Source organism: Bartonella fuyuanensis (assembly GCF_014197255.1).
Lineage (GTDB): Bacteria > Pseudomonadota > Alphaproteobacteria > Rhizobiales > Rhizobiaceae > Bartonella > Bartonella fuyuanensis.
This window is the reverse complement of sequence record NZ_JACIFE010000005.1, coordinates 1-22,195: the sequence shown is the minus strand read 5'-3', so window position 1 is coordinate 22,195 and position 22,195 is coordinate 1. Positions and strand designations below refer to the sequence as shown.

The window sequence follows — 22,195 nt, the reverse complement described above, 5'->3', positions numbered from 1 at the left end:
TGGCATTTCATGATTACAATAAGAAGAAAAAACTACACTTCTTTTTTCTTACGTCGGCGCTTATTTTCAGATTGTTTTTTTTCATCTACGCATTTTTCTTCTTTTATTGATTTATCATCGGTGATTTCCTCACCGGTTTTTTGATCAACAACTTTCATGGATAAGCGAACTTTTCCACGTTCATCAAACCCTATTAATTTAACCCAAACTCTATCACCTTCTTTAACAATATCGGTCGTTTTGGTGATACGTTCTGATGCAAGTTGAGAGATATGAACAAGCCCATCACGAGAACCAAAGAAATTTATAAATGCACCAAATTCTGCAGTTTTTACAACTGTTCCCTGGTAGATAGCACCAACTTCAGGCTCATCGACAATAGAATGAATCCAACGTTTTGCTGCTTCAATAGCCTTAGCATCAGCAGAAGCAATTTTAATGGTACCATCATCTTCAATATTAACTTTCGCACCAGTTTGTTCTACGATTTCCCGAATAATTTTACCACCAGAGCCGATAACCTCACGAATTTTATCAACAGAAATATTCATAATTTCAATTCGAGGAGAAAATTCACTAAGTTTAGCACGTGCTCTGGTTAAAGATTTCGCCATTTCGTTAAGGATATGGATTCGACCACCTCTGGCTTGTTCAAGAGCGATTCTCATAATCTCTTCGGTAATACCATCAATTTTGATATCCATTTGCAAAGCAGTAATCCCATTTTCTGTTCCTGCGACTTTAAAATCCATATCTCCAAGATGATCTTCGTCCCCTAAGATATCAGATAGAACGGCAAAGCGTTCTCCTTCTTTAATCAAGCCCATAGCAATCCCTGCAACGGGGCGTACTAGAGGAACACCAGCATCCATGAGAGCTAGTGATGTTCCACAAACTGTTGCCATAGAAGAAGATCCATTGGATTCAGTAATTTCTGAGACGGTACGAATGGTATAAGGAAAAGACTCTTTAGTTGGCAACATGGGGCGAATTGCTCTCCATGCCAATTTCCCATGCCCAATTTCACGACGACCAGGAGAACTAAGGCGCCCTGTCTCGCCTACTGAAAATGGTGGAAAATTGTAATGGAGGAGAAATGTTTCCTTATACATGCCCGTTAAGGAATCAATATATTGTTCATCTTCGCCAGTTCCTAATGTTGTAACGACAATAGCTTGTGTTTCTCCGCGGGTAAAGAGTGCTGATCCATGTGTACGGGGTAAAATACTTACTTCTGATTGGATAGGACGCACAGTAGAAAGACTGCGTCCATCAATACGTTTTTCTGTATCAAGAATGTTCCCGCGAACAATTTTTGCTTGCAACTGTTTAAATACAGTTGCAATTTGATCTGCACTGAATTTACAGTCTTCTTCTGTTTCGAGCGTAAATTTATTGATGATTTCTGTTTTTAGTGCATCGATTGCGGTATAACGTTCTTGCTTATCAGTAATTGTATAAGCCTTTCGTATATCCTGTTCTGCCATTTCCTGTATTGATTTTTCAAGGTCGGAAAGATCTTCAGGGACAAAATCACGGGGATCTTTTGCAGCAACTTCAGCAAGCTTGATAATGGCATCAAGGACAGGTTGAAGGCTTTTGTGCCCAAATATCACGGCACCTAACATAATATTTTCCGGTAATTCTTGTGCTTCTGATTCAACCATCAATACAGCACTTTCTGTTCCGGCAACAACAAGATCAAGTTTTGATTCAGGCATTTCATCAATATGAGGATTGAGAACATATTGTCCGTTACAATAGCCAACGCGGGCACCAGCTATAGGCCCCATGAAAGGAACACCTGATAGAGTCAACGCGGCAGAGGATGCAATCATCGCAAGGATATCAGGATTATTCTCGAGATCATGCTGTATAACGGAAACAATGATTTGTGTATCATTTTTATAACCCTCAACGAAAAGAGGACGAATCGGACGATCAATCAAACGTGAGACTAAAATCTCATTTTCATTTGGCCTACTTTCACGTTTTAAGTACCCCCCAGGTATTCTACCAACAGCATAGGATTTTTCTTGATAATTAACAGTGAGTGGAAAAAAGTCCTGATCTGGTTTTGGATTTTTGGCTGATACAACAGTCGCTAAGACAACAGTTTCTCCATAAGTAGCAACCACTGCACCATCAGCTTGACGCGCTATTTTCCCTGTTTCAAGAGTGAGCGGACGTCCGGCCCATTCAATTTCTATCTTGTGCGTTTTGAACATTTTTTATCCTTAATGACCAGTGTTTAATTTTTGATTGCTCATATTCTGGTTGTATATAACATATTCTCAAGCTCTGGGGCGAACAACCCGTCACTTCTATCTTTGTTACGAGAAGAAAAAATAAATCACATTAAATGCGAAATGGTGAGCAATTCTATTCCGTAATAACTTACTAGTTTTTAAATTTTTTAACGAAAAGTAATACGTTAAAAAAATGGGTGTTTTTTATACCACCCCCATTTTTTAGCGACGCAAACCTAGCTTTTTAATAAGTGTCTGATAACGATTTTGGTCAACTCCTTTAAGATAATCAAGAAGACGCCGGCGTTGAGATACCATCTTCAAAAGACCACGACGAGAATGATTATCCTTTTTGTGCGATTTAAAGTGGTTTGTTAAATTAGAAATACGTTCAGAAAGTACAGCAATTTGTACTTCTGGTGATCCTGTATCACCAACTTTATTTGCGTATTCTGCAACAAGAGCTTGTTTACGTTCAGCAGTAATCGACATCGTATTATCCTTTCAAAAAACAAAGAAACCTAAAGCCACCCATAGCCGAGATGTCGTTCAGCAAGGGTCTGTGAGAAGCAAGAAGAGTCGAAGACTCTTACCCATTCTTGTTCTTATATAAGAAAGAAGGTTAAAATACTAGTCCTTGTACAGCATTTTGAAGTCTTTCTTTAAATTAAGAGCCTTTGTTTTGAGATATTGATTTAAATAGGGTTTTATGAGAAGTTTTTAAAGAATTGCATCCTTTTGATACAAAAATTGTTGAGTATATATGGTAAAAAAATGATAAATACCGATCTGGAGAAAAAAGATGCAAAGCATTTCAATATTAGAACTTTTTCGCAATTCGGTATTTCGAAATTTATGGTCATCTACTCTTATTTTTAATTTAGGAGGGATGATACAGGCTGTTGGAGCAGGCTGGTTAATGGCGTTGATTAGTTCTTCGCATTCCATGGTTGGGCTTGTTCAAAGTGCGATAACATTACCACTTGTTATGTTTTCTTTTATGGCAGGGGCATTAGCTGATAATTTTAATCGGCGTCAAATTATGTTATGTGCGCAAATTATGATGATGGCTATATCTATGAGTTTAACTATTTTGGCTTATATGGAATTTCTAACACCTTTGCTTTTATTATATTTTACATTTTTGATTGGATGTGGTATAGCTTTTTATAATCCTTCTTGGCAAGCAACGATAGGCGATATTGTGAGCAGGGAAAATATTCCTGCTGCTGTTAGTTTGAGTAGTGTTGGCTTTAATTTGATGCGGAGTGTTGGCCCTGCTATTGGTGGTGCTATTATTGCAACTTTGGGGGTATCTGCTGCTTTTTTGTTTAATGCTATAAGCTATATTCCTCTTATTGGTGCATTATTTTTTTGGAAGTCGAATGATGAAAGTAATCCGTTGCCACGAGAAAGACTGTTAGGGGCTGTCTCGGATGGTTTGCGTTATGTTGCGATGACACCTAATCTCTTGAGTATTATGGTTCGAGCGTTCCTTTTTGGTATAGGTGCGATTTCGATTTTAGCACTTTTGCCAATTGTTACGCATAAAGTTCTTGGAGGCAGTGCCCTTCTTTATGGGACATTGCTTGGTTGTTTTGGGTTAGGAGCCATGACAGCAGGTATTATTAATGCATTTGTACGGCATCATTTTCATTTTGAAACAGTTATTGTAAGTGCATTTATTGGTTTTGCCTTTTCTTGCTTTGTATTGGGAATAAGCCGTTCATTGATTGTAAGCCATATTGCTTTATTTCCTGCAGGTTTGTGTTGGGTTTTAGCGTTATCGTTGTTTAATATATCTGTACAGCTTTCTACACCGCGTTGGGTTGTTGCACGTTCTTTAGCACTTTATCAAACGGCATCGTATGGAGGGATGGCGATTGGAAGTGCGATCTGGGGAGCTTTGGCTGATGGTTATTCTCCAACAATTGCTTTGAACGTTTGTTCTTTATTCTTGATTTTTAGTGCTCTTGCGGGGGTAAAGTTTAGAATTTAAGAAGTTGCTCAGATAGATTTAGATCCTCTTGATCATTTTAGAGCGCCAGAATTATTATTCGACCTAAAAGCAAGAAGTGGACCGATCATGATAATGATCGATTGCCAAATCCATGACAATGATTTTGAAGAGTTTCTCAAAGTGATGGTGCATTGACGCCATATTGGGTTACGTGATGGTGCACATCAATGGGTTCTTTTACGAGATCTTGAAAAATCTGAATATTGGAAGAGGTTTATCATATGTCAACATGGATAGATTATTTACGTCATAATCATCGTCGTACAAAAGCGGATGCAGAAGTCAATCAGCGTCTGCGTTATTTAAATTGCGCTTCTAACGGTATAAGAGTGCACCGCGTAATTGCACGGCAAACAATACCCAAATCTAATGAGATGCTTTTAAAAGTTTCCTCTGACTGGTTTCCTTAGAAGCAAAACAGTTTTTTATAAAATATTGAATATGTTAATATTGTTTTTGATCAATTTGTTCGCATAAGTACAAGTACAAAAATTTCTGGCATATTAATATTTAATACATCGATTTATATTATTTTTTCATTTTTATGTTGAGTAATAGGATTGAAAATCTTAAACTTTTTTACTTTCAAATCTGTTTTGATTGAATCAGTTCAAATCACTCTCTTACCCGTTACAAACGGGGGCTAACGTGTGAGTAAAAACGATTAAAAAAGAGTTTTAAAATATTTCTTATGAACTTTTTCAAATACAAGGTTTATTGTGGCATTAGGAGCAGGAAAAATGTATGATGGTGGTAGTTGTAAGTTTTGATAAGTGTTGATATGAATAAGGTTAATGCAGACAATGAAAAAACAATACATTTTTCTTAGTTGATAGAGAAAAATATTTTTCTGCAAAAGGTGACTATGTGAAAGAATCAATTAGATTGTGAAAATTCGCTTTGGTTTAAATAGACCTTTGTCGATGGTACCGATAGCAAGAAGTTGTTCCTTATAGAGAACACAAATCTCATCTTCATCAAGAGGTACTTTGGGCTGATATAAGGAGATAGAATGTCCCTTCATAACTTTCAGTGCTTGAGTTTTATTAAGAGTATAATGGGAGAGGCAATCCAATGCAACGCTCGTTTCAATTAAGAGCTCATCGAGTGTTGTAAAGTTTTTTTCAAAAGAACTATTATTTTCATCTGTAGTGCTTTTATGTATCGGGCTGGACGCTTTGAGTTTGTCCAATGTAATGAGGTCTTCTTCATCAAAAGGTGCTACAGCAATACGTCTTAAGTCAGCAATATGGCCATAGCAACCTAGATCACGTCCCATATCGCGTGCTAAAGAGCGCACATAGGTTCCTTTTCCGCAGGTTATTTCAAAGACAGAACGCTCTTCGGTAGGAGTTTCTATTAACTTGAAAGTCTCTATTTCCACTTCACGGGTCGGAATTTCAACAATTTCCCCTTCACGCGCTAGATCATAGGCACGATTTCCGGCAATTTTGATTGCTGAAAATTGTGGAGGTGTTTGCAAAATAGTACCTGTATATTGAGGAAGAAGAGCAAGTATTTTTTCTTGTGTCGGACGTTTGAGAGATGTTTTGGTTATTTCTCCTTCTAGATCATCTGTTGAGCGCTCTTGTCCCCAAGCAATATGAAAACGGTAAGTTTTTTTGCCTTGCATCACGTAAGGGACAGTTTTGGTTGCTTCGCCCAATGCAATGGGTAAGAGACCAGAAGCAAGAGGATCAAGCGTACCTGCATGTCCTGCTTTTTGTGCATGAAAGAGCCATTTGATTTGTGAGACAGCTTCTGTTGATTTCATTCCTTTTGGTTTATCAAATATGACCCAGCCTGAAACAGGTCGTCCCTTTTTTTTGCGTTGCCGTATCATATCTTTAACCCTCATCTTTATCGCTATGGTGCAAATCGCGCGCAACTTCAGGCGAGCGAAGTAGGGCATCAATTTTTGAAAAATTATCAAAACTATTATCAAGCCGAAAACGCAGTTCTGGTATATATTTCATTTGTCGCAACGTATGACTGATTTCTCCACGGAGAAAACGACTATGTTTATTGAGAATATCAACGACATCTGTACGGGAAGCATTTTTAAGGGTGTTGAGAGGTGATACAAAGCAAGTAGCAATTTTTAAATCTGGTGACATGCGTACTTCAGAGACAGAAATGACAATATTCTTCAAGATATCGTCCAGCAAAATACCACGCTGTAGCATATACGCTATTGCATGACGTACTTGCTCTGCTACTCTAAGTTGTCGTTGTGACGACCCTGCGTTTTTCATAAAAGCTTTATCCTTGCTACAATTTCTCTTTTTTGATCATTTAGATAAGGAAAAAAGGGCCATTGTTTATAAAATCCAAAAACTTTTTTCATTTCACAACAAAATAAAGTTATTGGATTATTTTATAATGTACGGTTAATATGTTCGATACGGAAAGTCTCAATGATATCTCCTGCGCGCATATCTTCATAATTTTCAAAAGCTATTCCACATTCTTGACCATTTTGCACTTCATTGATTTCATCCTTAAAGCGTTTGAGTGTTTTCAGCTTTCCTTCGTGAATAACGATATTATCGCGGATAAGACGAACACCCGCTCCTCGCTCTATTTTTCCTTCTGTAACACGACATCCTGCAACTTTTCCGATTTTTGTAATGTTAAAGACTTCTAAAATTTCAGCGTTACCAAGAAAAGTTTCACGCTGTTCTGGTGAGAGTAATCCAGACATGGCAGCTTTGATATCGTCAACAAGATCATAAATGATGTTATAATAACGAATTTCAATGCCTTGTGTTTTAGCAAAATCACGCGCCTGCTTATTGGCTCGAACATTAAAACCAATTACAGCTGAGTTAGAAGCTTCCGCAAGAGAAATATCACTTTCGGTAATTCCTCCAGCACCTGAATGTACAATACGTGCACGAACCTCATCATTTCCTAGCTTCTCCAATGCTGAAGCGATTGCTTCAATTGATCCCTGCACATCCCCTTTTATAATAAGAGAAAACTCCTTAACACCAGTCGTTTGCAATTTTGTCATCATTTGTTCAAGAGAACCCCGCGAACCAGTTTGTCGAGCAACAGCTTTATCACGTGCTAATCGTTGACGATATTCAGAAATTTCGCGTGCTTTTGCTTCGTGTGTAACAACAGCAAAACGGTCTCCAGCTTGTGGTGTTCTTTGCATGCCTAAAATTTCAATCGGTGTAGAGGGAACAGCTTCTTTGACATGGCGACCATGGTCGTCAATCAAAGCACGCACACGACCCCATTCATTTCCAGCAACTATAATATCAGAAGGATGTAATGTACCTTTTTGGACAAGAACTGTTGCAACAGATCCACGTCCACGATCTAATTTTGCTTCAATGACAACACCTTCTGCAGTCCGTTGAGGATCTGCTTTCAGATCAAGCATTTCAGCTTGAAGAAGAATAGCTTCGAGAAGTTTATCGAGATTTTGACCAGTTTTAGCAGAAACTTCAACGTCCAAAGTTTCTCCGCCCATAGTTTCGACAAATACTTCATGTTGTAAGAGTTCTGTACGAATTTTTTGTGCATTCGCAGTTGGTTTATCAATTTTGTTAATCGCAACAATAAGAGGTACACCAGCAGCTTTCGCATGATTGATTGATTCAATCGTTTGAGGCATAACACTATCATCAGCGGCTACAACGAGAACAGCAATATCGGTAACACGAGCGCCACGAGCACGCATAGCTGTAAATGCAGCATGCCCCGGTGTATCAATAAAGGTAATTTTTTGACCGTTTTGTTCTACTTGATAGGCACCAATATGTTGTGTAATACCTCCTGCTTCGCCAGAAACAACATTTGCTTTGCGAATAGCATCCAGCAAAGAAGTTTTTCCGTGGTCAACATGACCCATAATGGTTACAACAGGGGGACGCTGCTGCATGTTTTGAGGATTATCTATTATATTAAAGATACCTTCTTCTACGTCAGATTCTAAAACACGTTTAACAGTATGGCCAAATTCTACAGCGATGAGTTCGGCAACATCCGCATCAATAATATCACCAGGTTTTACCATTTGTCCCTGTTTCATCAAAAATTTAATTACATCAACTGAACGCTCAGTCATACGTTGTGCGAGCTCTTGAATGGTAATCGTTTCAGGAAGAACAACTTCGCGAGAAATTTTTTCTCGTGGTTCTTGATTTTGTGCACGCTTAAACTTTTCTTGTCTGCGCCGCATTGCAGCCATTGATCGTCCACGTGCGCTTCCTTCTTCGTCCAGTGCACTATTAAGAGTCAGTTTTCCACGGCGTCGTTCATCAGCTCCTTTGACAATTTTGGGTGCACGTATTTCTGATTTAGCAGGATTAGTACGCCGGTTATGCCGTTCCTCCTCTTGATTTTCATCTATTTTGCGTTTTTCAATTACAGTTGTGTTTTTAGGTGCAATAGGAATATCTGTCTGTTGGATGAGAGGAGAAATAGATAGAGTTTGGATCGGTGGTTTTTTTTCTTCTTGTTGGTGATGTACTTCTTTTTCTTTAATTTCTTGCTGTAAAATTCCTTCACGTTCTTTAGCACGCCTTGCCTCTTTTTCAGCTTGTTCTCGCATTATTCTTTCTTGGATATGTGCTTCTTCTAATGCACGAAGTCTTGCTTCCATTTCAGCTGATGAAAGATTACTTTTGGCCACAGATTCTTGAGGTCTTTTTTCCTCAAAACGTGGTTTAGAGCGCTGGGAAGCCACATGCGGCTTTGTAACAGGCTGTAGGGTTTCAGTTTTTTCATCAGGTCGCGTAATTTTACGCCGTTTGGTTTCGACAACGACAGCCTTCGTACGGCCATGGCTAAAATTTTGTTTGACCGTGCTCGTCTCCAATACAGACCGCTTTAGGGTTAGTGTCCTCTTGACTGTTGTTTTGTCGTTGTTATTTTCACTCATTGTACTTCCTTCACGGCTTGTGCCGTCATCTCACCAGGCTTACTATGTTTGTCATCACGATAGGTGATTAATTTATGTATCGTTTTGAGAAATCCTTCAGCAGCCTTTGTATCTAATAAAGCTACGTGCATTACAGGATTAGAGCCAAAAGCCACTCGCATTTCATCACTTGTAAATAAAGATATGGTTTTTATAGTGCGGTTTGTTTGTTGTTGTATTGTATGGATGGCCTGTGCAATTTTTCGTTTTCCACCTTCTGTTGTTTCTTTGGCATGAAGTACAAGTATAACTTGACCAGAGCGGATAGCGGCATCAATCCTTGTTGCTCCTGTAACAATCGCTCCCGCCTTTCGTGCCATGGCAAGGCTTGAAAGAGCGGCTTTTAGTAAAAGCGTATCGATAATACGCACAAGATTGGGTGAAACCTTTACATCTGTTTTAAAATTTTTATGAAAAGCTTTCTGTTTGACTGCTTTCTCAATAACAGCGTGATGGGCAGAAATCCAAACGCCCCGCCCTGGTAAATTAGCTTTAAGATCAGGAACGATTTGGTTATTGGGACCAATGACAAAACGGATCAGCGTTTGTACTGAAGCATTTTTTCTGGTTACAATGCAAGTCCGTTCATTCATTTAAAGGGCATCCACGTTCAAATCATCTGCTTTTTCATCGTTTACAGGATTTTTTGTAACAAGATCAGCTTGGTCTATCCAGCCTGCCTGAACACGTGCGGCTAAAACCATAGCTTCTGCATCAGCGCGTGTAATATCAAAAGGGGTCAGAATACCAGAAAAATTCTGTGTGTGACCTTCTTTACGTTCTTTCCAGCCAGCCAAATCATCGACGGAATAGCCAGCAAAATCTTCTATTGTTTTTACACCATCTTCACCAACAGCAACCAACATAGCATTTGTCATTCCGGGAAGTGTTCGCAATTCGTCAGAAACTCCAAGCTTTTTGCGTTTTTCATCGAGTTCTTTTTCTTGATGATCAAGATATTCACGGGCACGACTTTGAATTTCAGCAGCAGTTTCCTGGTCAAAACCGTCAATAGAAGCGATTTCTTCAAGATCAATATAAGCGATTTCTTCAATAGAAGAAAAACCCTCTGATGCCATAACCTGTCCGATCATTTCGTCAACCTCTAAAGATTCCATAAACAATTTACTGCGTTCAGTAAATTCTTTTTGACGATTTTCAGATTCCTCTTTTTCTGTTAAAATATCGATATTCCATCCTGTTAGTTGTGAAGCTAAACGAACATTTTGTCCACGTCGTCCAATAGCAAGGCTAAGTTGATCATCTGGCACAATAACTTCAATACGTTCAGCATCTTCATCAAGAATAATTTTAGAAACTTCAGCAGGTTGCAGTGCATTAACGACAAATGTTGCAGCATCAGGAGACCAGGGAATAATATCAATCTTCTCGCCTTGTAATTCTGCAACAACAGCTTGTACACGGCTTCCTCGCATTCCAACACATGCCCCAACAGGATCAATGGAGCCATCACGTGAAACAACTGCGATTTTAGCCCGTGAACCTGGATCACGGGCAACAGATTTGATTTCTATAATACCATCATAGATTTCTGGCACCTCCATCGTAAAAAGTTTTACCATAAATTGGGGATGTGTGCGTGAAAGAAAAATTTGTGGTCCGCGTGTTTCACGATGCACATCATTGACAAAAGCACGAATACGATCCCCATAGCGGAAAGATTCACGGGGAATTAATTCATCACGGCGCACAATAGCTTCACCACGCCCTAGATCAACGATAACATTACCATATTCTACACGCTTTACTGTACCAGAGATAATTTCACCAACTTTATTTTTAAATTCTTCATATTGTTGATCCCGCTCTGCATCACGTACTTTTTGTACAATAACCTGTTTAGCAGATTGCGCTGCGATACGTCCAAAATCCATAGGAGGTAAAAGATCAGGAAAAAAATCACCAATTTTTGCTTCTGCTTGATGCTTGAGTGCATCGGACAAAGCAATTTCCGTTGTATAGTCTTCAACGACATCAACGATTTTAAGCAAGCGTTGTAATTTAATTTCACCTGTTTTGGAATTAATTTCAGCACGGATATTGGTTTCTTGACCATAACGAGAACGTGCCGCTTTCTGAATAGCATCAGCCATTGCAGAAATAACAATTTCACGGTCGATTGACTTTTCACGTGCAACAGCATCTGCAATTTGCAGAATCTCAAGCCTGTTAGCGCTTGTAGCCATCAAATTTCTCCTTCTTTGTGCCACACAATGGATATTTCTCAGTGGGATTATTATTTTTGAAATTGACTGTTTGTCTTAGGTTGTTAGAATTATCTTCGGGAATGAATTGTTGACTTAAATCTTTATTTTTTTTCAATGTATCGCGAATAAGCTCATCAGTAAGCACTAAATGCGCATTTACGATATCACAAAAAGAAATAGAGGTATACATGGCTTTTCCATAAACAGCCTTATCTGTGCTTAAAATAAATCCATCTTGCGTGATATTTGTAAGTGTTCCACGAAATCTTCGGCGCCCATCAATTGCTATGTTGGTTTCAATTTTTGCAAGATGCCCTTGCCAATGAAAAAAATCAGATTTTCTTACCAATGGACGATCAATTCCAGGGGAGGAGATTTCTAAATGATATTTGCGTTCAATAACATTTTGCACATCAAGGAGAGGGGAAATGGTCCAACTAACAGTTTCACAATCTTCTACAGTCATAGAACCATCAGCGCGTTCAACCATAATTTGAAGTGTTAAACCATTTTGCGCAAGAAGTTTCACACGAACTAAACGAAAACCTAAAGGGGGAAGCAGTGGTATGATGAGGGCAGCAATCCGCGCTTCGATACCATCTTCTTCAAACAAGCGAGGTTCATCAAGATTGCTTATTTTTGCAGCTTCGTTCATACCTTTTATCCAAGTTGTACTCATCAGTTTTATGATATTAAAAAAGAGCGGGTCAAACGGCCCACCCTTCATCATAAGATCAAGAATTTAGTGATTGATACTCTTAAATTCAAAATTTTTCAAGTTGTTTATGAGAAAAACACTTGCTCATTTATTTCTTAATAAAAGTAAGATAGGCAGGTGTTCGTCCTTCGCGTAAAGCTTTTGCTTCATAACGAGTTCCTTTCCATAGGGGGTAAGGGTTTTTCCAGTCTTGAGGTTTTTCTGCTTCCCACTCAAAGTGATCATGCTGTGCACAATGGTATAAGGTCCAGTTTATATAACTGTCTATATCGCTCGCAAAGCGAAAATTTTTCCCTATTTTAAGAACGCGAGCAAAACGGTTAAGATTTTTTATGTTGATGAAACGTCGTTTCCAGTGTTTTTTTTTCGGCCAAGGATCAGGATAAAAGAGATCTATTCCATCAAGCGAGTTATCAGGGAGCCAATCAAGGAGGTGTGTAGCATCATCATTATAGAGGCGAAGATGATTTTGATGGTGTTTATGGTGTTCAAGGGATAATAATATTTTTGCCATGCCATTAATAAAAGGCTCAATACCGATAAAACCAGTTTGTGGAAAATGTTCCATTTCATGGAGCAAATGTTCACCTCCACCAAAGCCGATTTCAAGTCGAATTTCTTTTACATTACTTGAAAATAAGGATATAAGGTTTGAGGGGGGAGGGACATTTAAATCAATACTAAAATGTGGAAGAAGCGTTTTTATACGCGCAAGCTGACTGCTTCGTAGCTGTTTTCCTTGTCTGCGTCCAAAAAAAGCTTCATTTTTCCATGTATTATGTTTAATCATGCAGTCAAATCATTGTTTGAAGTGTTTTCACGAGATCGGTTTTTTCCCATGAAAATGAACCATCGTGTCTTGGTTTTCGCCCAAAATGACCGTAAGCAGATGTTTTGGTGTAAATAGGTTTATTAAGGTCAAGATGTTTTCGAATTCCAGTAGGTGAAAGATCCATTATTTTGCGAATGGCTACTTCAATAACCTTTTCATCAACTTTTCCTGTTCCATGAAGATTAAGATAAATAGATAAAGGTTGTGCAATACCAATTGCATAAGAGAGTTGAATAGTGCATCGCTCTGCTAAATGAGCAGCCACAATGTTCTTAGCTAGATAGCGTGCTGCATATGCAGCGGAACGATCAACTTTTGTTGTATCTTTTCCTGAAAAAGCACCGCCTCCGTGAGGTGCTGCACCTCCGTAAGTGTCCACGATAATTTTGCGTCCCGTTAATCCTGCATCGCTTTGAGGACCACCAAGAACGAATTTTCCTGTTGGGTTGATATACCAACTGCATTGAGCAGAAATGGGAATATCATGTAAAGCTTGACGAATGTAAGGCTCAACCACTGTCCGTACCTTATTGGAATCCCAACTTTCATCGAGGTGTTGGGTTGAAAGAACGATGGATGTTACTTCTATAGGTTTTCCATTTTTATAACGTATGGTTATTTGGCTTTTAGCATCTGGTCCTAATTTCCCAGTTTCTCCTTCTCCTTTATGACGGGCTGCAGAAAGAAGTTTGAGAATCTTATGCGCATAATAAATTGGCGCAGGCATGAGATCAGGTGTTTCACGGCAGGCATATCCAAACATGATACCTTGATCGCCTGCTCCTTCTTCACCATGCCGATCTGTAGCATTATCAACACCTCTTGCAATGTCAGTTGATTGAGGGCGCAGTAGAACATCAATTTTAACAGTTTTCCAATGGAAGCCTGCTTGTTCATAACCAATGGCACGAATAGCACGACGTGCTGTTGTACGAAAACGCGTAGGATTAATGAGTGGAACGCCAGTCTCATCATAGATAAATTTTTTATTTTTATCTTTTTTTAATAGTGTATCAGGAACACGTACTTCACCGGCGATAACAACATGGTTTGCACTGACAAGAGTTTCACAAGCAACACGAACTAACCACGGATCAGTACCAGTTTTTTGAGCTTCTTTATAAATCATATCAACGATTTCATCGGAAATACGATCACAAATTTTATCAGGATGCCCTTCCGACACCGATTCGCTCGTAAAAAGATAATCTTGATGCGGCATGGGAACTCCTTCAAAAAAGAAAACCAACGATTAATTAATTGCCTACTAAAATTACCCCAATTTGCCAACACTATGGCAAACCATCAATGCGAATTTATATGAATAAGAAAGAAAAAATATAATTTTAATTTTATAGCTTATTTGTCAAATCTTCCTCAGAAAGTGCTTTTGCTAAGTCAATGATTTTTCGCCGCACTTTAGCATCAGATATATTTGTAAAAGCGCGCATGAGCTGGATTCCTTCGCTACTAGAACAAAAATCCATAAAATTGTGATCATTTTCAGCAAAACCTTCTATCTGTTGCGAGGTAATACCTTTATCAAAAAAGTAAGAAACCGGGACATCCATAATTTCTGCAATCGCTTGAAGACGACTGGCTCCAATACGGTTTGTTCCTTTTTCATATTTTTGGATTTGCTGAAAAGTAATCCCTAATTTTTCACCTAATTTTTCTTGGGTAAGTCCTAAAATGTTACGACGTAAACGGATACGAGTTCCAACATAGATATCTATAGGGTCAGGTTTTTTTCTAGTTTCGATCATAATACAACTCTTTAATTTCCAGCACTCTTCTTCTAAACCAACATCAGATTTATGCGAAGCTGGTTTATCATATAATTAAAATAATATGTAATATTTTTTCCCAATATTACTGGTATATGCAATATAATACCATACAAGGGGCACTTGAATCATTTAAGCTATTTTGTAGAACCAAAACCAACACGGCATAATAACATAAGGATGAATAAGATAAAAGTAGAGAAAGTTCTGTATTCATCGTTTCCTATGGGGTTAACAGGTGGTGGAATTGGTGAATCAATAATACCCACAACGTTTTGTTGAAGAGCTACAACGATTCGTCCATAAGAATCAATAACAGCTGATATTCCATTATTGGCTGCCCGTATGAGGGGGATTCCCAGTTCAACGGCACGAAGTTGTGCTTGCTGAAGATGCTGATAGGGTCCCGGTGTTGCACCAAACCATGCATCATTTGTAACATTAATGATTGCTTGAGGTGGAGAACCTTTAAAAATCATTTCATGGGGAAATATTGCTTCATAACAAATCAAGGGAAGATAAGAAAATCCGTTTGGCATTGTGACAGTTTTGCGCACATGCGCAGCACTATATCCACCAATATTATCAGCGAGGGTATGCAATCCAATTTTTTTCAATAAATTCTGATAGGGAAGATATTCACCAAAAGGGACCAAATGAAGTTTATCGGAAGTATTTAAAATATTACCTTGAGCGTTAATAGTTGCAATTGTATTAAAATATTGTGTTTGGGAATGAGGTAGATCATCATTAGCACGGATTGCTCCGATAATAGCCCATTGTTTAGGTTTTAAAAGAGAGGAAATGTGCATTGTGATAGATGAGTTATTATAGAGAAGATAAGGAACAGATGCTTCAGGCCATACGATAAAATCAGGCTCGGGATTTTTACCAGTTGTTGGTGTTGCACTCAGATCCATATGCACTTTCAACATGGTTTCTCGCGTATTATTGCGCAATTTTATATTTTGTTGGATAGAAGGTTGAACAATTCGCACCCAATAAGTATTTTTCTGATCTTCAGCTGGTTTTTTTATAGTATGAAGGCGATAAAATCCAAAACCACCGTGAATTAATATAAGCGATAAGCAAAGAGCAAGTGCTCCTTTCTTTTTTTCACCCGTTAATAAAACGGCTGGCAAACTGTAGACTAAAACAGCAAGAATATTCATTCCGTAAAGTCCTACGATTGCATCAGATTGCATAAACATTGGGGTTGGCATAGCTGTATAGCCAAGAGCATTCCATGGAAATCCTGTGAATAAGAATGCACGCAACAACTCTGCTAATCCTAATGCAAAGGCTAAAACAAAAAAGCGTGCGATTCCTTTTGTCCATAATAAACCGACAATGTAACCAGAGAAAAACCAATAAAGAGAAAGGTAGAGGGGAGGAACTAAAATAGCTAGTGGTATCGCCCAACCAAAAGAATCTAGATCTATCAACAAAGCATTGCATAACCACCAAAGACCACAAATAAAATAACTAAAACCGAAGGTTCCGCAACTTAAAGCGTAGGTAAAAAATTTTTTTTTATTGTTTTGAGTGGCTTGTATTGAATCAAGTAAAACAATAAAGATGGGAAAAGTTAAAAAGCAAAAAGGTGTCAAATAAAAGGGTGGAAGTGCCAAGGAAGTAAGAGCACCACATAGAAATATCAATGTTTGCCGCTGCCATCCAGTAACAGAGAACAAAAAAATAATAAAATTGTTTAAAAGCGGTTGGTTATTCTTCAAGAATGGCATTGTTTTCAAAATTCTTATTTTCTGGAGTGCGAAAAATGCGCAAGCGCTTAATTCGGCGTTTGTCAGCTTCTAAAATATGAAATCTATAACCAGGTACAGCTTCGACAATTTCACCTTTTGCAGGAATGCGATCAAGAATGGAGACAATCAAACCACCAATAGTATCAATATCATCACCATATTCTCCTACAATAAAATCAGGCCCAAGAGCTTTTTCTACATCTTCTAGTTCAGTTCTTGCATCAACAAGCCACTTATTATTGGGTTCGCGTACGATAGCATTGTCGACATTATCATGTTCATCTTCGATATCACCAACGACTAATTCAACAATATCCTCCATTGAAACAAGACCATCTGTTCCTCCATGTTCATCAATAACTAAAGCCATTTGTGTTCGTGTAGTTTGCATCCGTGTTAATAATTTGCTTGCAAGCATAGAATTGGGAACAAAGAGAACTGTTCGGATCAGATCCAATTCACCGATTGGAGTATATAAGTCTGTATGGTTTAATTGAAGCAAGTCAGATTTCTGTCCAGTTTTTGTTGGGTTGATAATGAAATAAGTCACATAGTTAAGTATATCGCGGATATGGATCATACCGCGTGGGTCATCTAAAGTTTCGGCGTAAACTGGTATGCGAGAATGACCAATTTTTGCAAAATATTTAAGTGCTTCTCCAATTGAGGTGTTTATTTCCAATGCTTTGATTTCAGAACGGGGTATCATAACATCATCTACGCGTGTTTCACGTAAGTGTAAAATATTATGCAGCATAGTACGTTCTTCAGGTGAGAAAATGGCGGTGTTTTTTTCATTGTCAGTTGTGAGTGCAACGGTAAGATCATCGCGCAGTGACGTAGATACACAATTACGGCCACGTAAGAATGAAAACAAATAATTCAACAGGGAATATTTGTCTGTATGATTTGTCTGTTGAGAAGAATTCTTTTCATGATTAGAAGATGTTTGATTACTATTTTGTGCATTTGTTTTGTTTGCCATGATTTTGAAATCTTCTAAACTTTCTTTATTATAATAGAGGAATGAGAGTTTTTTAAATGGTATGTTTGTAATATTAATTTTAAAAGTTAAATTTTATCATTTATGGACAATTCAGCGTACGGATCTCTTATGGAAAGCTTTTGAAGAATTTCCCTTTCGAGTTTTTCCATTTGATATGCTTCATCATCGGTTTCATGGTTATAACCAAGTAGATGCAATATACCATGAACAATCATATGCGTTAAATGTTCTTGAAATGTTTTTCCTTCTTTTTTTGCTTCGAGAACAACAGTTTCTCGTGCAATAATAATATCACCCATTATGGGACCAGGAGGATTTCCAGCTTTAAGGAGAAAAGCAGGAAAGGATAACACATTGGTGGATTTGTTTTTATTGCGCCATTGTGCATTGATTTGTGCCATATGCTCATCATCCGTAAAAAGCAGGCTAATTTCGCTTACAACATTTTCCAATGAAACGTGATGCATTGTTGTCGTTAACGCTTTTTCGGCGATATTATAAAGCATTTCCTCATCATTCCACCCTGCGCTTTTAATCATTATATCAATAATAATCATGACGAATCAAATTCATTTTTTAATGTGTCGCACACGAATGATTTTTTTATTGTGCATTTCAGAATCACGATCATAAGCTTGAACGATAGCAGTAACAAGCGGGTGGCGTACAACATCTTTTTCATCAAAACGCACGATTGCAATATTTTCTACATTTGAAAGAATACGGATTGCTTCAATGAGACCTGATTTTTGCCCTGTAGGTAAATCAATTTGGCTCACATCCCCGGTAACAATCATACGAGTTCCTTCACCCAAACGTGTAAGGAACATCTTCATTTGCATGGGTGTAGTATTTTGTGCTTCATCAAGAATAATAGCGGCATGGGCAAGTGTTCGGCCGCGCATAAAAGCGAGAGGAGCAATTTCTATGACATTAGAAGCTAAAATGCGTTCTATTTTTTCAGCAGGCATCATATCATACAGTGCATCATAAAGTGGTCGTAAATATGGGTCGACTTTTTCTTTGAGATCACCGGGAAGAAAACCAAGATGTTCTCCAGCTTCCACAGCAGGCCGCGAGAGAATAATTCGTTCAATGATACCACGTTCTAGAAGCATTGCAGCATGAGCAACAGCAAGATACGTTTTGCCTGTACCTGCTGGTCCTACACCAAACACAAGTTCAGTGTGCTCCATAGCGCGTATGTAAGCATCTTGTGTTGGAGTCCGTGCATGAATTATTTTTTTATGAATACTCAACCGTGCTGGCGTACTTTTCGTTGCAGATTTGTGTGTTATTGTGTCTTTTTTCTGCTTTTTGGGGATGCCTACCATAGCAATCGCTCCTTTTATATCTGATAAAGTGAGCTCTTGATGGGTTTTTGCACGTTCATAAAGTTGCTGCAACACATATTGGGCACATTTTATAACGGAAATATTTCCATGGATTAAGACTTCATTACCACGCGGATGAATACTAAGCTCAAGTTTTTTCTCGATATAAGCAAGATTTTCGTCAAATTTACCAAAAACTGCTTTTGCATATTTATTGTTTTCAAAAATCAAAACAACCTGACTCGTATCTGAAACGCTTGCTTGTTTCAAGGTATCAGTCTTTTCAGAAGCAATATTTACTTTTTCTTTAATGCGCTTTCTTTTTTCGGTTAAAATTTTCAGCTTATTCTCCATAAATATCATGCATCTTTTTGAGTAAACTCTATATTAAAGGCAAACTTTTTCATAAAAGTGCACGCTTTAGATGTAATCATTTTCTTTTAAAATAAAAGAATTTTCAAAAATATTTATTGCAAACAAGATTTTAGAGTCATATTTGCCTATTTGTTGCTTCACCCACAAAACTATTTGAGCTTATATTTTTAATATGAATTTCTATTACAGTACCCACAGAAGCTTCTGTATCTATGACAACAGGTAAAAGCCAAGGAGAACGTCCTACCATCTGTCCTGAGTGACGTCCAGGTTTTTCGATAAGAACGTTAGTTTTTTGACCAATTTTAGAACGCAAAAAAGCCTTTTGTTGTTCAAGGAGAAGGACTTGTAAATGTTGAAGCCGGGCATCTTTTATAGATTCATCAACATGATTTTTCATTGTAGCTCCCACTGTTCCAGGACGGGGGGAATATTTAAAAGAATAAGCAGAGCTATACTGTACGTGTTGAATAAGTTTAATGGTTTCTTCAAAGTCCTCATTTGTTTCTCCTGGAAATCCTACAATAAAATCGCCTGAAAAGGCAATATCTGGCCGTGCAGCTCGAATTTTTTCGATAAGATGAAGATAATGAGAGCTTTTGTGTTGGCGATTCATGGCTTTTAAGATGCGATCTGAACCTGATTGAACAGGCAAATGAAGGTAAGGCATCAACATATCGAGATCTCGATGTGCGGCAATAAGGCTATCATCCATATCACGCGGGTGGCTGGTTGTGTAGCGCAAACGCTTTAAACCATCGAGTTTTGCAAGATGATAAAGGAGATCGCCAAGACGCCAAGATTTACCATCAGTGCTTTGTCCATGCCAACCATTAACATTTTGTCCAAGGAGCGTAATTTCTTTAACACCAGCTTCAATGAGTTGGCGGGCTTCCTCGGTAATTTGTTCGACAGACCGCGATATTTCAGCACCCCGTGTATAAGGTACAACACAAAAAGTGCAAAATTTATCACATCCTTCCTGTATTGTTAAAAATGCGCTAACGCCCCGTTTTTTTACTGCGCGTTTATTATGAGGCGGCAAATAAGAAAATTTATCTTCAACCGCATAGTCTGTTGCGATAATTTTTTTTCCTTGTTTGGCTTTTTCTAACAATTCTGGTAAGCGATGATACATTTGCGGACCAATAACAAGATCCACTGTTGGAGAACGACGCAAGATTTCACTTCCTTCAGCTTGTGCAACGCAACCCGTTACACCAACCATCAGGGGGTTGTCAGGTGTGCGTTCTTGACGCATAACGCGTAAACGGCCGAGATCAGAATAAAGTTTTTCTGCTGCTTTTTCACGAATATGACAGGTATTAACAAGAATAAGATCGGCATCATTGGGAGTTTGTGCTGTTACATAGCCTTGTGAACTGAGACTATCAATCATCCGTTGGCTATCATAAACATTCATTTGACACCCGTAGGTTTTGATAAAAACTTTTTTAGGCGCAATAGTAGGCGTATTTTTAGAGGTTACTTTATTCATAGCGCATATCTAGATGTTTTTTACACAAATCTCAATCTATTTGCTTAAAAGTTTTTTGCATAATAATTGCATCACCGCGACCATTTTTTGATGGATAGTAGGAAAGACGTTCAGAAATTTTTTGAAAGTCAAATCGTCGATAAAGATTTAAAGCAGAAAGGTTTGTTGCTTCTACTTCCAAGAATAATTTTATAGCGCGCTTGTCGTGAAGATAGCGAACTGTCTGATCAATAAGAAAAGTACCAATTCCTTGTTGACGATAATGAGGATGGACAGCAACTGTTATGATTTCTGCTTCATCAAGGATGAGCCGGCATAGGCAAAAGCCTAAAATTTGGTCAGAGCGATCAATGAGAAAAGTTTTGTACCCAAAGATAGAATGATCTGTTAAGAAATTGTCAAAATCTCGTTTTTCCCAAGCAGGGGTAAAACAATATTGATGAATTTGATGAAGAGGAGCACTATCATTAACTTGTAGCGGAGCAATCCCAAAATTCTTTTTTGTTAATGAGAATGCGGACATTATTTTTTTCGTGGTAAAGCAAAATCAGTTTGTTGTTTTGCATCAGCATTGCGTAGATAGAGTGGGCGAGGAGAATTTTGAGGTTGTTTGTTTGCAGCAAGATAAGCATAGTTTACAATATCGGCTGCTTCGCAGGGGATTTTTTCTAGGACAATTTTTTTGTTTATTTTGTGGTTTTTAATATGCTGTGCGATGCCATCAGTCGCTGGGCCCGTCAGTCGGATTTTTTTTGGCAAATTTTCGAGGATATTTTCAATTGTTTTTAATCCTGGTGCTCCCAAAGGTGTGAGATCTTGATGGAAATTTTGATGGTAGAACATATCTTTACCTGCTTCAATGACAACAGCAATGGTTGATGCAGTCGCACTATTTTTACTTGTTGTTGCTTGTGCTGCTAACGCTTCAAGCGCACTCACTCCAACAGCTGGTATTTCAAGTGCTAATGCCAAAGCTCGCGCTGTTGCAACACCAATACGTACACCAGTAAATGATCCAGGTCCCACATTAACGGCAATCCGCTCAATTTGATTAAGTGCCATATTGGCTTGTGTCATTATTTGTGTAATCTGCCCAATAAGTTTTTCAGCATGCCCTTTGTTTATGCGCTCATTGATACGAGCAATAACAGACTTATGGCGAATGAGCGCAACAGCACAATAAATCGAGGCAGTATCTATAGCAAGGATAAGCATAAACATATTTTAATTGAATGAAACGATAAACAAAAGACCTACTGCATTTTTAATCTTTTTTATTCTCGTATCTTTCATTTTTAAGAAAGTTATTGGTGTTAATAAGCAATAATATCTTTTATAACCTATAATCAGCATAATATCAAAAAACGAAACAAAGTCAATAGCTTGTATGGAATTATTTTATATGAATCCACTTAAGAATCCATCCTTTTATGTATGATTCATTTG

General features: G+C 38.1%; 16 protein-coding genes and 3 pseudogenes. 1 reads left to right on the top strand and 18 read right to left on the bottom strand.

Features of this window, described 5'->3' with window-relative positions; all coding sequences use genetic code 11:
- Positions 1–32: 32 nt before the first annotated feature.
- Positions 33–2,228, bottom strand: a complete 2,196-nt coding sequence (pnp, locus tag GGR08_RS03385; RefSeq protein ID WP_183193984.1) for a polyribonucleotide nucleotidyltransferase — start codon at positions 2,226–2,228, stop codon at positions 33–35.
- A gap of 243 nt (positions 2,229–2,471) precedes the next feature.
- A complete protein-coding gene (gene rpsO, locus GGR08_RS03380; protein ID WP_005774142.1) occupies positions 2,472–2,741 on the bottom strand; it encodes a 30S ribosomal protein S15 in 270 nt (89 codons plus the stop codon).
- Positions 2,742–3,051: 310 nt separating this feature from the next.
- On the opposite strand from rpsO, the pseudogene GGR08_RS03375 reads away from it, so the two are divergent.
- Positions 3,052–4,679, top strand: a pseudogene (locus GGR08_RS03375) (MFS transporter).
- 470 nt (positions 4,680–5,149) lie between these two features.
- On the opposite strand, the gene truB reads toward GGR08_RS03375, so the two are convergent.
- From truB to tsaB, 16 genes and pseudogenes are all read right to left on the bottom strand, one after another.
- Positions 5,150–6,112, bottom strand: coding sequence for a tRNA pseudouridine(55) synthase TruB (gene truB, locus GGR08_RS03370; RefSeq protein ID WP_183193983.1), 963 nt, complete (start codon positions 6,110–6,112; stop codon positions 5,150–5,152).
- Between the two features lie 4 nt (positions 6,113–6,116).
- A pseudogene (gene rbfA / locus GGR08_RS03365) lies at positions 6,117–6,527 on the bottom strand (30S ribosome-binding factor RbfA); the annotation flags it as partial.
- 119 nt (positions 6,528–6,646) lie between these two features.
- On the bottom strand, positions 6,647–9,166 hold the full coding sequence (gene infB / locus GGR08_RS03360; RefSeq protein WP_183193981.1) for a translation initiation factor IF-2: 2,520 nt from the start codon (positions 9,164–9,166) through the stop codon (positions 6,647–6,649).
- Complete coding sequence (locus GGR08_RS03355) at positions 9,163–9,798, bottom strand: RNA-binding protein (RefSeq protein WP_183193980.1); 636 nt, start codon at positions 9,796–9,798, stop codon at positions 9,163–9,165. Before GGR08_RS03355 ends, infB begins: the two co-directional genes overlap by 4 nt.
- Positions 9,799–11,412: a transcription termination factor NusA gene (gene nusA / locus GGR08_RS03350; RefSeq protein WP_183193979.1), complete on the bottom strand. Its 1,614-nt coding sequence runs from the start codon at positions 11,410–11,412 to the stop codon at positions 9,799–9,801.
- A 55-nt stretch (positions 11,413–11,467) separates the two neighbouring features.
- Positions 11,468–12,088: pseudogene (rimP, locus tag GGR08_RS03345) on the bottom strand (ribosome maturation factor RimP); the annotation flags it as partial.
- Between the two features lie 151 nt (positions 12,089–12,239).
- Positions 12,240–12,941, bottom strand: a complete 702-nt coding sequence (locus tag GGR08_RS03340; protein WP_183193977.1) for a tRNA (guanine(46)-N(7))-methyltransferase TrmB — start codon at positions 12,939–12,941, stop codon at positions 12,240–12,242.
- A 4-nt stretch (positions 12,942–12,945) separates the two neighbouring features.
- On the bottom strand, positions 12,946–14,205 hold the full coding sequence (gene metK / locus GGR08_RS03335) for a methionine adenosyltransferase (RefSeq protein ID WP_183193976.1): 1,260 nt from the start codon (positions 14,203–14,205) through the stop codon (positions 12,946–12,948).
- A gap of 130 nt (positions 14,206–14,335) precedes the next feature.
- Complete coding sequence (locus GGR08_RS03330) at positions 14,336–14,749, bottom strand: helix-turn-helix domain-containing protein (RefSeq protein WP_183193975.1); 414 nt, start codon at positions 14,747–14,749, stop codon at positions 14,336–14,338.
- 158 nt (positions 14,750–14,907) lie between these two features.
- Positions 14,908–16,515, bottom strand: a complete 1,608-nt coding sequence (lnt, locus tag GGR08_RS03325; RefSeq protein ID WP_183193974.1) for an apolipoprotein N-acyltransferase — start codon at positions 16,513–16,515, stop codon at positions 14,908–14,910.
- Entirely contained in the window at positions 16,496–17,521 is a 1,026-nt protein-coding gene (locus tag GGR08_RS03320; RefSeq protein WP_183193973.1) for a hemolysin family protein, read from the bottom strand. Before GGR08_RS03320 ends, lnt begins: the two co-directional genes overlap by 20 nt.
- 86 nt (positions 17,522–17,607) lie before the next feature.
- The gene (gene ybeY, locus GGR08_RS03315; RefSeq protein ID WP_183193972.1) at positions 17,608–18,099 is read right to left on the bottom strand and encodes an rRNA maturation RNase YbeY; all 492 of its coding nucleotides are present in this window, start codon (positions 18,097–18,099) and stop codon (positions 17,608–17,610) included.
- Positions 18,100–18,111: 12 nt separating this feature from the next.
- Positions 18,112–19,218 carry a PhoH family protein gene (locus tag GGR08_RS03310; RefSeq protein ID WP_183194036.1) on the bottom strand — a complete coding sequence of 369 codons (1,107 nt, stop codon included), beginning with the start codon at positions 19,216–19,218 and terminating at the stop codon, positions 18,112–18,114.
- 148 nt (positions 19,219–19,366) lie between these two features.
- Entirely contained in the window at positions 19,367–20,749 is a 1,383-nt protein-coding gene (gene miaB, locus GGR08_RS03305; protein WP_183193971.1) for a tRNA (N6-isopentenyl adenosine(37)-C2)-methylthiotransferase MiaB, read from the bottom strand.
- Between the two features lie 31 nt (positions 20,750–20,780).
- Positions 20,781–21,272 carry a ribosomal protein S18-alanine N-acetyltransferase gene (gene rimI, locus GGR08_RS03300; protein ID WP_183193970.1) on the bottom strand — a complete coding sequence of 164 codons (492 nt, stop codon included), beginning with the start codon at positions 21,270–21,272 and terminating at the stop codon, positions 20,781–20,783.
- On the bottom strand, positions 21,272–21,964 hold the full coding sequence (gene tsaB / locus GGR08_RS03295; RefSeq protein ID WP_183194035.1) for a tRNA (adenosine(37)-N6)-threonylcarbamoyltransferase complex dimerization subunit type 1 TsaB: 693 nt from the start codon (positions 21,962–21,964) through the stop codon (positions 21,272–21,274). Before tsaB ends, rimI begins: the two co-directional genes overlap by 1 nt.
- Positions 21,965–22,195: the final 231 nt, after the last annotated feature.

Bases quoted from the DNA above. Each gene is read 5' to 3' on its own strand.
- pnp (WP_183193984.1), bottom strand. From the start codon at position 2,228: ATGTTCAAAACGCACAAGATAGAAATTGAATGGGCCGGACGTCCGCTC.
- rpsO (WP_005774142.1), bottom strand. From the start codon at position 2,741: ATGTCGATTACTGCTGAACGTAAACAAGCTCTTGTTGCAGAATACGCA.
- truB (WP_183193983.1), bottom strand. From the start codon at position 6,112: ATGATACGGCAACGCAAAAAAAAGGGACGACCTGTTTCAGGCTGGGTC.
- infB (WP_183193981.1), bottom strand. From the start codon at position 9,166: ATGAGTGAAAATAACAACGACAAAACAACAGTCAAGAGGACACTAACC.
- GGR08_RS03355 (WP_183193980.1), bottom strand. From the start codon at position 9,798: ATGAATGAACGGACTTGCATTGTAACCAGAAAAAATGCTTCAGTACAA.
- nusA (WP_183193979.1), bottom strand. From the start codon at position 11,412: ATGGCTACAAGCGCTAACAGGCTTGAGATTCTGCAAATTGCAGATGCT.
- GGR08_RS03340 (WP_183193977.1), bottom strand. From the start codon at position 12,941: ATGATTAAACATAATACATGGAAAAATGAAGCTTTTTTTGGACGCAGA.
- metK (WP_183193976.1), bottom strand. From the start codon at position 14,205: ATGCCGCATCAAGATTATCTTTTTACGAGCGAATCGGTGTCGGAAGGG.
- GGR08_RS03330 (WP_183193975.1), bottom strand. From the start codon at position 14,749: ATGATCGAAACTAGAAAAAAACCTGACCCTATAGATATCTATGTTGGA.
- lnt (WP_183193974.1), bottom strand. From the start codon at position 16,515: ATGCCATTCTTGAAGAATAACCAACCGCTTTTAAACAATTTTATTATT.
- GGR08_RS03320 (WP_183193973.1), bottom strand. From the start codon at position 17,521: ATGGCAAACAAAACAAATGCACAAAATAGTAATCAAACATCTTCTAAT.
- ybeY (WP_183193972.1), bottom strand. From the start codon at position 18,099: ATGATTATTATTGATATAATGATTAAAAGCGCAGGGTGGAATGATGAG.
- miaB (WP_183193971.1), bottom strand. From the start codon at position 20,749: ATGAATAAAGTAACCTCTAAAAATACGCCTACTATTGCGCCTAAAAAA.
- rimI (WP_183193970.1), bottom strand. From the start codon at position 21,272: ATGTCCGCATTCTCATTAACAAAAAAGAATTTTGGGATTGCTCCGCTA.
- tsaB (WP_183194035.1), bottom strand. From the start codon at position 21,964: ATGCTTATCCTTGCTATAGATACTGCCTCGATTTATTGTGCTGTTGCG.